The following is an 11,773-nucleotide window of genomic DNA, read 5'->3' on the forward strand; positions in this document are numbered from 1 at the left end:
ATCACGCCAGTGTTCAATGTGCTGTTGCCAGTGGTAAGTGCGCTCGGCTGAGTTCATGATGGATTCCTCGCGTAGGTGACGATGGAATCAGTGTGCGGCGGTCAGTGGCTGGAAAAAAGGTGCTGATTCTCTGGCGCTTACACTAAAGCAATGGCGAATCTCTTCTATTTAATGGCATAGAATTATTAATCAATGCCTAACAAGTTGCTGCAGCGGAAAAAATACTCGCTCCCGCTCATATTTTTCCGCTGAGCAAGGCGTTAATGTCAGCTTGGGGTAGAAAGCACCTAAAATGGTTCTGAATGGAGCAAGGTCAAGGGTTAGACAGGCGGGTGCCAAAAGCGGAATTTAGTGGTTGCTAATATAAAATCACATCTGCTTACCCTCAGCTCCAAGAGAGGCGTTCAGTATACATATGCAGAGATGACATTTGACATTTAAATCAATGCCTCAGAAAGGGGGAGGGGGGGGGGGCGTTTACGGTGCCCCTTCTTGTTTTGTTATGCGTAATTATTAAAAGATACATCTTTTATTTTTTGTTTAAGCTCCAAATACCTGGACCTTTTGTGGCGATATAAAGAAAGGCAAAGCAATAAAATGCAGTTATTTCACCGCCATTAGCAATTGGCAATGGGTGATTTAATCCATGCGCCATCCAATATGCCACCGCCATAGTACCGCTGGCGATAAATGCAGCATATCGAGAATAAAACCCAATCATTATCAGAACTCCAGCAACTAACTCAATAACCCCGGCACTGGTAGTCATAGCGTTCAAAGGGAATGGGAACACTATCGGGAATCCAAACAGCTTTTGCGTACCATGGCAAAGGAACAGAAACGCTGTAACTATTCTGAATACGGCATAGCTATGGTCAGAGTATTGGTCTAAAAATTTCATTTTTTCTCCTTAGTTAATTTGAAACTGCTTCTACACGTGCACCGCATCAAAAAGTAAACAAATGTGCTTATTCAAAAGCTGATGGGGACTTCACGGGCTTATTCCGATTTGTGAAAAACCCGGCTTTGAGTCTGGTGCTGTCGCTCTTGAATGATGCTTCTTTAAATTGTAGTAATATCATTAAACTACAATTTATCTTTTGCTATATGATTTTTCAGACTCATGGTGAATCAACAAAGTAAAAAGGTCCGGATTTCACTGGACCTTTTCTGTTTCGTTTGAATCTTCAGTCACTCTTATTCTTGAGACTGAGTACGCTTTTCATAGCCTTCACCACGGTGTTTGCCGTGTTCTTTTCCAGAACCAGAACCGTCGCGCATCTTTTCCATTTTGCTTAATTGATCGGCTGTAAGAATGTTTGCCATCGCCGCTTTCATATCTACTTTCTGATCAATTTTATTAACGGCTAGTTCTGTAGCGGCTTGTTTCGCTTCTGACAGACGTTGGTCATAATCGGCTGCAGACGGATCCAGATTGCGGGTTGCCTGATGTAAACTGCGCATCTGTTTATGCATTTCCTGTCGCTGAGCTTGCTTGCTTTCAAATAGCTGTTGTAAATCTTGCTGTTGCGTTTCACTCAGGTCTAACTTTTCAGACATCCGTTCTATCATGCGATTTTTGTTACTATTACGGTCATGCTTGTACATACCGCCATCGCGATCACATTTACCATAACCTTCTGAGTGCTGCATGCCGGCATAAGAAGCTGCAGCTGCAAGTAGAATAGGAAGGCTGATGAGTGCAATAGTTAGCTTTTTCATGGTGTATCTCCGGTGCTTGTAAGTGATGGAGTTATTGTGCGCCGGGTAAAAGCAAAGTTGGGTTGAGATAATGTAAAGTTAGGTAAAGGCTTGCCGGAAGCTTAGGTCATAAGGCTATAATATCATTATAAAATATTGGGTTATTATTGGACTACCTTCGGGCTGAAAAGTTGATAGCTTGTGATCCCTTTTTTCTTACAGTGACAAACGGAAAACACCTTATGATGAAGAAGTTCTTTAAATTCTGCACAATCAGCTTCGTCTTAATGGCGACACCAACGATGGCTGAGGACAGGCCGGGGGGGGAGCAGAATTCAGCGGCACTTCCTGCAGGGATTATAACCATTGAACGTGAGCCAGTACCTCTGACTGTTACATTATCCGGCCAGGCTCTTGCCGAAGAAGATGCCACCATTCGTCCCTTGGTGGATGGGGTAATAACCGATATTTTGTACCGGGCTGGTGCCTCTGTTGAAAAAGGTGATCCGCTGTTTCAGATTGATCAAGAATCCTACACAGCTGCGCTTGAAGTGGCTCGCGCCGAGTTGGCGAGTGCTGAAGCGGCGGTGCCCTCGGCGCAGGTAACTCTTTCTCGATACGAAAAATTAGTCGGCACCGGGGCTACTCAGGCTCAAGTAGATATCGCCCGCACTGATTTACGCCAGGCCCAAGCCGCAGTAGCTGCGGCTAAAGCCAGCGTACGAACCGCTGAGATCATTCTAAAACGCACGACTGTTGCCAGTCCCATTTCCGGTATAGCCGCTACCGCAAACGTATCTATAGGTGATTTGGTGACAGCTGGCCAATCCGACATGCTTACCACGGTCACCCGCCTGGATCCCATTTTTGTAGATTTATCCGAAGCCAGTTCGAAAATGCTAGCGATGCGTCAGCGCATTGATTCTGGAGAGATTACCCGCGGCTCGAAAGTTGATGCGCAGCTGTTATTGGAAAGTGGCGAGCAGTATGCCGCCCGAGGTGAAGTAGTAAATGTGGGGAGAAAGGTTTCTACCTCCACCGGAACAATGACTGTGCGAGTAAAGTTTGATAACCCGAACATGCTGATATTGCCGGGGATGTTTTTACGGGTCAAACTCACCATAGGCCATATTGATGCTTACCGTATACCGCAACTTGCTGCCAAAGCACAGCCAGATGGCACGATTACCGCTTGGACTTACGATAGCGAACAGAAAGCCACACAATTAAGCTTATTGCCGGTCGGCACGAACAATAATGCTTGGGTTGTGAGCCAGGGTTTGGAGGGATCAATCCCTATTCTTGTAGATAACATCGACAACCTGCAGGAAGGTACAAGCATTAAACCCCTTGCTGTCACTATCAACGAAAAAGGTGTTGTGACGAACTTTGGCGCGTCGGCGTCAGTTTCCGAATCCAACAAAACACAGTAACTGCTAATGACGAGTCGTCACTATTCTGTGTAAACATTATTATAAAGTAGGTAAATTATATGGCTCAATTCTTTATAAGCCGCCCTGTATTTGCCTGGGTGTTGGCTATTATCACAATGCTAGCGGGTGTTCTGGGTATTGCCACCTTGCCAGTAGCGCAATACCCAGACGTTGCACCTGCTACGGTTAGGGTTAATGCTACCTACAGTGGCGCATCAGCCGAGGCTGTTCAAAACTCGGTAACCACCATTTTGGAAGATGCGCTTACTGGTCTTGATGATATGTTGTATATGACCTCATCTTCATCGCGGGGTTCGTCATCCATCAGTATTGTGTTCGATGAAGGGGCCGATCCAAACGACGCCCAGGTGGATGTACAGAACAAGATTCAGACGGTTACCAGCCAATTACCCTCCGTTGTGCAAACTACAGGTGTAACGGTCACCCGGTCCAGCACTTCCATTTTGTTGGTGGGCAATCTAGCCAGTGAAGATGGCCGCTATAACTCTGTGGAATTGGCGGATTTTTTCGAAAATATTGTGAAAAACCCGGTACAACGTACCCAGGGTGTGGGCTCAGTCAGTCAGTTCGGTTCTGGCTATGCGATGCGGGTATGGCTGGACCCGTTTAAACTGGTGAAATATTCATTAACAACCTCCGATATCATTTCTGCCATCGAGGCTCAAAACACGACCGTAGCGGTGGGTGCCCTGGGCGATGCACCCTATGTTGAGGGTCAGCAGTTTACCGTTGATATCACAGCTCAAAGCCAACTCAACACCGTCGACGAATTCCGCAACATTCTGTTAAAAACCGAAAACAGTGGCGCCACGGTTCGTCTTGCGGATCTTGCACACGTAGAATTAGGCCAGGAAACCTATGGCACCGATGCACGCTTTAATAGGAACAACGCCGCCGGCTTTGCCGTGACTCTGGCTACCGGAGCCAATGCTGTGGACACCGCCAAAGCGGTACGTGAAGTTGTTGATGGCCTGAAAAACTCTCTGCCTGCAGGCGTTAAGGTGGAATACCCCTACGACACCTCACCTTTTGTGGAAGCGTCAATTCAGCAAGTGGTTATGACCATTATCCAGGCTATCGCTCTGGTCTTTTTAGTACTGCTTGCGTTTCTGCACAACTGGCGGGCCACACTTATTCCAACCATGGCAGTGCCGGTGGTGCTCATGGGCACCTTTGGGGTATTGGCGGCCGTAGGTTTTTCTATTAATACATTGACTATGTTTGCGATGGTGCTGGCCATTGGCATGTTGGTAGACGATGCCATCGTGGTGGTAGAAAACGTTCAACGCATTATGCAAGAGGAAGGTCTGGGGCCTGTTGCGGCCACGCGAAAATGCATGGGGCAGATTACCGGGGCCTTGGTTGGCACCACGCTGGTGATTATTGCCGTGTTTTTGCCGATGGCTTTTTTGGGGGGGAGTACGGGTGTGATTTACCGGCAATTCTCTATCACTATTATGTCCGCTATCGCACTGTCCACAATGGTCGCGATAATTCTGACACCAGCCATGTGTGCCAGCTTTCTCAAGCCAACAAGCGACCAGCCCAGCCGCTTTTTCTACCCCTCCTGGTTTGACCGTCACTTCTTGTCTATACAAAACCGTTACTTGGCCATGACCAATGCCTTTTTGCGTCGTGCTTTGTTGTCGCTTGTCTTTCTGGCCGTAGCAGGCGTGGGCATTGTGATGTTGTTTAAAGTGATTCCCAGCTCTTTTTTGCCGAAAGAAGACCAGGGTGTACTAATGACAATGGTCACCCTGCCGGAGAGTAGCACCACGGATCAAACTTTGTCCGTGGTGAATATGATTGAAGACTATCTGTTAACAAACGAACCTGAAGCGGTCTCCGCAGTATTTGCCTCAGTGGGGTTTAGTTTTGGGGGCAGTGGGCAGAACTTGGCGATGGTGTTTACTCGCATGAAGGACTTTTCCGAGCGCTCGAGTCGTGCTGATCTAGCGGCCAGTGCGGTTATGCAGCGAGCCAATGCCCATTTCAGGAAGCACAACCGGCTGGGGCAGATTTTTATGCTGCAGCCGCCCGCCATCCCGGGCCTGGGTGATACGGCTGGCTTCAGTATGTATTTGCTGGATCAGGCTAAAAACGGCCAGGAAGCCTTAATGGAAGCCAGTAAAAACCTAGTATCAATTGCCAATAAAGATAGCCGGCTTACCAGCTTACGTGGCACGGAAGAACAAACGAAAACGGCAATGCGTATTGATATAGACCAGCAAAAAGCCAGTTCTTTTGGTATTTCCCTGCTGGAGATCAATAGCATGTTGTCGGTTATTTTCTCTGGTCGTGAAGTCAACGACTTCGAAATGAATTCAGAGCTTAAACCGGTAATTGTTCAGGCTGAGGCCGCTTACCGTATGCAGCCAGAAGACCTTGATAGTTGGCATGCTATTAACAGTAACGGTGAGATGGTTCCGTTCACCGCCTTTACAACAATCAACTGGGAAACCGTGCCCTCTTCATTGGATCGCTATGGTGGTCTGCAGGCGGTCGCAATATCCGGCTCCCCCTCGGAGGGTGTCAGTTCGGGTGAAGCCATGTCTGCCATGGAGGAGCTTGCCAGTCAGATGGAGGGTGGCTATGGCGTTGCCTGGACAGGTATTTCTTACCAGGAGCGGTTGTCTGGCTCACAGGCACCTTTTCTGTATGCCATTTCGGTTCTGGTCGTATTTTTGGCATTAGCGGCTTTGTATGAGAGTTGGAGTATCCCTCTGGCCATAATGCTGGTTGTGCCTTTAGGCGTGCTCGGGGCGCTGGGAGGTGCCCTGTTATTCAGCCAGTCTAACGATGTGTATTTTAAAGTGGGCATGCTGGCCACCATTGGGCTGGCCGCCAAAAATGCCATCTTGATTGTGGAGTTTGCGGTTGACCTACAGAAGCAGGGGATGGCGGTATTGGACGCTACTATGGAGGCCTGTCGTCAGCGTTTCCGTCCCATTTTGATGACAGCCTTGACCTTTATTCTGGGTGTTGCTCCCCTGGTGTGGGCGACAGGCGTAGGTGCTGGCGCACAAAACGCTATAGGCACGGCAGTTTTCGGCGGTATGCTCGCCTCAACATTTGTGGGTGTATTTATGATTCCAGCGTTATTGGTGGCTGTGCAAATTGTGTTCAGAATTCGCTATGCCAAAGAATCTGAGGAGGCCGGACATGAGGCCTAAAATAATGAGTCGGGGGATCTTTACAGTAAGCGCCCTGATTGTCATAAATGGCTGTGCCGTTGGTACGGATTACGAGCCCCCGGAGCTTGTCGTGCAGCAGGAATACGTGGATGCGGTTAACCCGCAACCATTCGAGCGTAACGATACCCTACGTTGGTGGCTGAGTTTTGACGACGCCATTCTCAACCGTTGGGTCGCCAAAGGACTAGACAGTAACCTGGATATTTCGGCGGCTGTTGAACGCATCAGCGCAGCACAGGCTGTGCTTAGAGGTACAGGGGTTAATTCTGTCATTAGTGGTGATCTGAAGGCGAGTTCTACTCGCTCGGGGGGCCGCGACATAGCAACCATCACCAGTAATGACATTAGCCTTTCTGGAAATCTGGCAATTGATTTATTCGGTGGGATCCGCCGCGAACGTGAAGTGGCTCAAGCTAATTTATTAGCTGTAGTAGACGATAGCCAAACTGCTCGCTTGGCCTATTTATCAGCACTGGTAAGCGCTTACGTGAATGCGCGATATTACCAATACGCCGTAGTCATGACCCAACAGGCTATCGACTCTCGTCAGCAAACTCTGGTGATTACAAAACACCAGCGAGCGGTGGGCAGCGCAACAGAGCTTGAAGAAGAGCAAGTTAAAGCTTTACTGTACACTGCTCAAGCTGAAATTCCCGATCTTAACGCTAACTTCCTGGCTCAGATTTACGCCATTGCTACATTGCTAAACGAACCTGCCGGGCCCTTACTAACCGACATGGAAGCCTCGATACCAGCAGCTAATGAGTTGCTGGGGCTTAATCTGGAAACACCTTACAAAACAGGTATACCAGCAGACTTACTGCGTAACCGGCCAGATGTGCGTGCAGCAGAACAACGTTTACGTGTCGCCGTTGCGGGCGTGGGAGTGGCAACAGCCGCTCGTTTACCATCGCTAACGTTAAGCGGTTCCATTACCAACAACAATAGCGCTTGGAGTTTTGGGCCGATAATCTCTCTACCTATTTTCAATCAGGGAGCACTGGCAGCCAATCAAGATCAAGCAACATCAGAAGCACGCGAGGCTTTCATCATATATCAGCAAACCGTATTGGAAGCGGTGGAGGATGTACAATCAGCCAACAGTGCCTGGCAGCGTGATCGTAACAAAGTTGATTTGTTACGAAAGTCAGTAAGTTCCTACACACGATCATTTGAGTTATCCATGCAGACTTACCAAGCTGGCATTATTACATTGCTGGATTTATTGGACATCGACCGAAATCTGGACTCGGCAAGGTTACAATACGCCGCTGCACTTCGAGATTTATCGGTTGATTGGGCAAGGCTACAAATTGCGTTAGGAGCCGGAGCAAGTGTAAATAGTTACACTGGCGAAACTAAGGCGAGGCGATGAAAAGACAGTGCTGTCATCGCCTTAGCACTGATATTCATCCTGAGAATTTCTTCTTTCGGGGCAGGTTTTTACGGTCACTATAACTGTCCCGTACCAAAGAACGAGCCCCTTAGTCCTGAATAAAGAGGTAAAATTCTAAGTTGTTGATCTATATGTCTAACCAGTAGCCAACAGCAATGCTGTCTGATGGCGTGGCCAGCTGTTAGGGGCATCTCTATTTGGTTGTTTTCACCGAGCGCTGATCGCGTTGCACCTCAGTAATGCTTATAGGCAGCAAACTCTCTAACTCATCGAGGCTACGTTGAGAAAGGAAATGGGTTGAGACGCCCAGATCAGTCAGAGAATAGTTTGAAGCTGTGATTACAACTGATATGGGGGGCCTTGATGATCCCAGAAAAAAGCTTAGAAGCTCTCAATAAATGCTCTAACACGCTCGCCATTTTTGCCACGATCACTGCGGCCAACACGCGAATGTGAACGAATATCAACGATAATGTTCGTGCCATGTTCACTGATGCGAATAATGACGTCATCCTGAAAGTTAAAAAACCGAGTGGACGCAACTGCTTCGATAATGCCGCTCCTGGGATCCTGAGCAATTATTTCCCAGTCCATGTTGTTCGCAACCTCAAGTGCGCGATTAAAAGCCTCAGTTTTACCTAACGGTGAATTGATGGGTTTAATATCCGGGAATTGCGCAGCTTGGGCAGCAGCGGCACTTTGTCCCGCGTATTCAATCGCATTACTTCCCTCGGGACGCAACGGAATGATAGCGGAGAAAACGGGTGGGTTCTGTGTATCCGTGCTTATGTCGTTGATCGGCGCTGTGCTCGGGTCGTCACCACCCTTTGCACCTGCGCCAGGAGGAGGCCCAGCGGGTGCGGCGGCAAAAAGGGCAGTGCCAGCTGGCATGCTATTTTTCATCACCATCAAAGGCGTGAGAACAATCGCGGTTGCGATTAAGGCCTTAAGTAGTGAAGCTTTGTTTTTCCAGGACAATAGCGCGACAACAGCGCAGAAACCAAGAACGTACACACTGATTTGAGCAGCGGTGCGCAGATGCCCGGAGGCTTCTCTGAAAGTAAAGTTCTCACCAAGATAGCCGAACATGATAGCCGCCATGGCCAGAACACTTAATACACTCGCAACCAATGCGAGGGTGGACCAAAACTTTGAGTGTTTTATTGCTGACATTAAATTGTTTCCGGTTTGAGGGTTGGGGTTAAGAAATTCGCGCTGGAAAGCGCCACTTACCAATTATCCGGCTCTGAGAAAAATGCAAAGCCACACTTCTTACCCCTTTAAGCCAACCGAATTCCAATAACAATTCGAGTCAGTCAGAGGCAGGTTTAATTCGGGTTTCTTTTGCTCATTAGAGAGCTAATCTATTCTATTCAGAGTCCTAACAATAGATATTTCGGCTTTTCCCCGAAATCTGGGTAAACCAGGAAGAAATAGTGTGTCGGGCAGAACGTATATTCTCTCTATTCACCCAAACAAACTTTGCCTGGTTTAATTGTTGCCAATTTGCCAGGTAGACAATGAGTCGTCAGTGCTGTCGCACCTCACTACACTAAGCGTGCGCCATACATGGCTGGGACCAGAGGCATCGGTTGAATCGGGTCCGGCAGCAATACAGAAAGGTCCATCACCTACATGAACTTTACCCGCGGCATCCATCTTCAGTTGTTGCAAATCGTTATCCGAACACTCTCTTGCGAGTACGGCAGAACCCGCAAGTGTAGAAGCACCTGAACCTGCTGCCTGGACACAACGATCATATCCCACAATTTTCAAGTGTTTGTCTTCGAAATAAAACATTTGATCTGTCGCTTGATCGGCATCTTTGCAAGTATGGGTCTGCAGTGGGTCATTGAGCTTCAAATGGTCACCCCAGCCGGCCAGGTCAAAGCAATAGAATTCCGGTTCGTCGAGGGCATCGACCAGGCGTATGAAGTCCCCTTTAGGTTCCTGTGCCTGTACCAGTTGGAAAATAGAAAGGGTGGTTAACATGGCGATTAGTGATTTAGTCATTGTGAAGTCTCTACGAATATACATGGATGTATTATTTGTCTGTTCAATTGAAAGGGTTGAACGCATATTCTTGCGGTTAACCCCGATCGCTTAGCGCATGTTGAAAAGCTCTTGGTGGAAATCCCGGTCTTTCAAACCATTGGCGATCAGATCCTTCTTCAGACTTTCACCGAACTTTGCGGGTCCACAGAACCAGACGCTGGCTTCCTTCCAGTCAGGAATTTCTGTGCGCAGTTGTTCGCCTGTCAGTCGGTCGTCGCGGCCATCGACTAGAATATGAAGTTGAACGTTGGCAGTTTTTGCATCGGCGGTCAGCTTCTGAATCGCTTTTGGATCTTCGAACGGAATTGCATGGAACAGATCGATGGCCTGATCCTCCGGTTTGTGGGCAATCTGTTTCATCCTTGCAATGAACGGTGTGATGCCAATTCCGCCGCCGATCCAGATCTGGCGTTCTTTTCCATCGGAAAAAATGAATCGACCATAGGGGCCTTCCACAGTGACCTTGTCCCCGACCTTGAGATTTTCGATCATTAGATTGGTGTAGTCGCCCAATCCCTTGGTGATGAAGTTGATACATGGATCTTTCGGGGTCCAGCCTGACCCGATCGTGAAGGGATGTGCGCCCTCCTTGGAGTCGAAGGTCACAAAGGCGAACTGGCCACCCTGATGCCCCCTCCAGCCATCATCCAGGCGGATTGAAGTTTCCATAATGCTGAGTTCCGGAAACAGATCGATGTGTTCGATGGTTCCCGCAACCTTCCGGTTTCGACCAATGCGCCCCATCAGGATAAGAGCGGCGGCAATAGTCCCTGCCGCCATCAGCAGACCAGAGACAACGCCTACAATCTGTTGCCAGTAGTTGTATTCCATCAGCATAACAGAGTGGAAAACAATGGCGAGATAGGCGGCAGCCAGAAGTGTATGGGTCTTGGTAAACAACCGGTAAGGAAAACGCTTGATCAGGGCGAGTGCGATCAAAAGCACGATAACGTAGAAGGTCCATTCGCCAATAAATTCAGCGGTGTCACGTTGTGTGTTAAACCACTGCTGGAGGGTCGGCAACGCGGACTCGTCCGGACGGGGACCACGTTCCGGTCGTTCCAGCAACCCAAGAGAGGTCGCCCATTTTGGGGCGTTGCCCGACAGCCAGTGCATCACTGACATGACCAGAGCAGTGATGCCAAGCCACTTGTGCAGCCGATAGGACTTGTCCAGACCGTCCAGCCAGGATTCCAGCCAAACAGGTCTGAGGGCAAGTATCATGGCGAAACTCATAGCTCCCACTCCAAGCACACCTGTGAAATTAATCATCACAGATCGGGTCGAGAGCAGGCTGAAGATCTCGGGCCATGTAACAGCGATGACCCAAAAAAAGGTCAGGATGCCCAAGAATCCCCAGAGCAAAAATTTAATCTTGCGCATATGTCACCTCATTGCTTAGAAAATTAATTTGTGGGTATTACCGCCAAGTTAGTGCTTACAATGACAGATTCAGGTGCCGACCAGGCTGGTCGGTTGTTGTTCGAAGGTAGGCGCTGTGGCAGCGCAACCTCCAGGCAATAACACGCTATCCAGCACTAAAATCTTAAGATTCATCTTTGGCTTTCTCTGGGCTTTCTTATCTGCTATTGATCATGGTTTCATTTTAAAGGGTGCTGGGTGAAATGAGGGTGAAGACGAGGGAAATACGGGACGTATAATCAACTTTCGAATACATCCTGTTAAACACAGGTAGAGGAGCTCAATGCTGGTATTATTGGTTGAAGACAATCGGCAGTTAGCCGCCCATATCGTGGAATATCTGGATTCCGGGGACAGGATTCCGGGGACAGTTTACTTAATTCAGCCTACTTTCAGACGCAGATCTCCCATTACGTATGACACGCTTAGTCGCAACATCAAATAAGATCTTTCGTCCGTTTTGTAATTGAGCGCTTTAGGCTAGAAAGACTGTTTAGGGCGGATAGCGGGCCTGTAAGCTCATTCTATTCCATGTGAGAACGCTAGGTAAT

General features: G+C 48.4%; 8 protein-coding genes. 3 read left to right on the forward strand and 5 right to left on the reverse strand.

Going from position 1 to position 11,773, the window contains the following annotated elements; translation table 11 throughout:
• Positions 1-529: 529 nt before the first annotated feature.
• The gene (locus ABY436_RS15980) at positions 530-901 is read right to left on the reverse strand and encodes a DoxX family protein (RefSeq protein WP_372739932.1); all 372 of its coding nucleotides are present in this window, start codon (positions 899-901) and stop codon (positions 530-532) included.
• A 296-nt stretch (positions 902-1,197) separates the two neighbouring features.
• Positions 1,198-1,722 (reverse strand): Spy/CpxP family protein refolding chaperone, encoded by a 525-nt coding sequence (locus tag ABY436_RS15985; protein WP_372739933.1) that lies wholly within the window; start codon positions 1,720-1,722, stop codon positions 1,198-1,200.
• 221 nt (positions 1,723-1,943) lie between these two features.
• On the opposite strand from ABY436_RS15985, the gene ABY436_RS15990 reads away from it, so the two are divergent.
• The 3 genes from ABY436_RS15990 to ABY436_RS16000 are packed head-to-tail and all read left to right on the forward strand — an operon-like array spanning position 1,944 to position 7,724.
• Positions 1,944-3,134, forward strand: a complete 1,191-nt coding sequence (locus tag ABY436_RS15990; RefSeq protein ID WP_372739934.1) for an efflux RND transporter periplasmic adaptor subunit — start codon at positions 1,944-1,946, stop codon at positions 3,132-3,134.
• 59 nt (positions 3,135-3,193) lie between these two features.
• Positions 3,194-6,328 (forward strand): efflux RND transporter permease subunit, encoded by a 3,135-nt coding sequence (locus tag ABY436_RS15995; RefSeq protein WP_372739935.1) that lies wholly within the window; start codon positions 3,194-3,196, stop codon positions 6,326-6,328.
• Positions 6,318-7,724 (forward strand): efflux transporter outer membrane subunit, encoded by a 1,407-nt coding sequence (locus ABY436_RS16000; RefSeq protein ID WP_372739936.1) that lies wholly within the window; start codon positions 6,318-6,320, stop codon positions 7,722-7,724. The genes ABY436_RS15995 and ABY436_RS16000 overlap by 11 nt, the downstream gene beginning before the upstream one ends.
• 402 nt (positions 7,725-8,126) lie before the next feature.
• Here ABY436_RS16000 and ABY436_RS16005 read toward each other — a convergent pair whose 3' ends face one another.
• The 3 genes from ABY436_RS16005 to ABY436_RS16015 all read right to left on the reverse strand — a co-directional run bounded on the left by ABY436_RS16005 (position 8,127) and on the right by ABY436_RS16015 (position 11,183).
• Positions 8,127-8,918, reverse strand: coding sequence for a DUF1499 domain-containing protein (locus tag ABY436_RS16005; RefSeq protein ID WP_372739937.1), 792 nt, complete (start codon positions 8,916-8,918; stop codon positions 8,127-8,129).
• Positions 8,919-9,236: 318 nt separating this feature from the next.
• Positions 9,237-9,758, reverse strand: a complete 522-nt coding sequence (locus ABY436_RS16010) for an RICIN domain-containing protein (protein WP_372739938.1) — start codon at positions 9,756-9,758, stop codon at positions 9,237-9,239.
• A gap of 90 nt (positions 9,759-9,848) precedes the next feature.
• Positions 9,849-11,183, reverse strand: coding sequence for a ferric reductase-like transmembrane domain-containing protein (locus tag ABY436_RS16015; protein ID WP_372739939.1), 1,335 nt, complete (start codon positions 11,181-11,183; stop codon positions 9,849-9,851).
• Positions 11,184-11,773 lie beyond the last annotated feature (590 nt).

Origin of the sequence: Neptunomonas sp. (genome assembly GCF_041601355.1) — a bacterium.
In the GTDB taxonomy this organism is placed as follows: Bacteria; Pseudomonadota; Gammaproteobacteria; order Pseudomonadales; family Balneatricaceae; genus Neptunomonas.

Coding starts and splice junctions, on each gene's coding strand:
- ABY436_RS16000 (WP_372739936.1), top strand. CDS start 6,318: ATGAGGCCTAAAATAATGAGTCGGGGGATCTTTACAGTAAGCGCCCTG.
- ABY436_RS16005 (WP_372739937.1), bottom strand. CDS start 8,918: ATGTCAGCAATAAAACACTCAAAGTTTTGGTCCACCCTCGCATTGGTT.
- ABY436_RS15985 (WP_372739933.1), bottom strand. CDS start 1,722: ATGAAAAAGCTAACTATTGCACTCATCAGCCTTCCTATTCTACTTGCA.
- ABY436_RS16010 (WP_372739938.1), bottom strand. CDS start 9,758: ATGACTAAATCACTAATCGCCATGTTAACCACCCTTTCTATTTTCCAA.
- ABY436_RS15995 (WP_372739935.1), top strand. CDS start 3,194: ATGGCTCAATTCTTTATAAGCCGCCCTGTATTTGCCTGGGTGTTGGCT.
- ABY436_RS16015 (WP_372739939.1), bottom strand. CDS start 11,183: ATGCGCAAGATTAAATTTTTGCTCTGGGGATTCTTGGGCATCCTGACC.
- ABY436_RS15980 (WP_372739932.1), bottom strand. CDS start 901: ATGAAATTTTTAGACCAATACTCTGACCATAGCTATGCCGTATTCAGA.
- ABY436_RS15990 (WP_372739934.1), top strand. CDS start 1,944: ATGATGAAGAAGTTCTTTAAATTCTGCACAATCAGCTTCGTCTTAATG.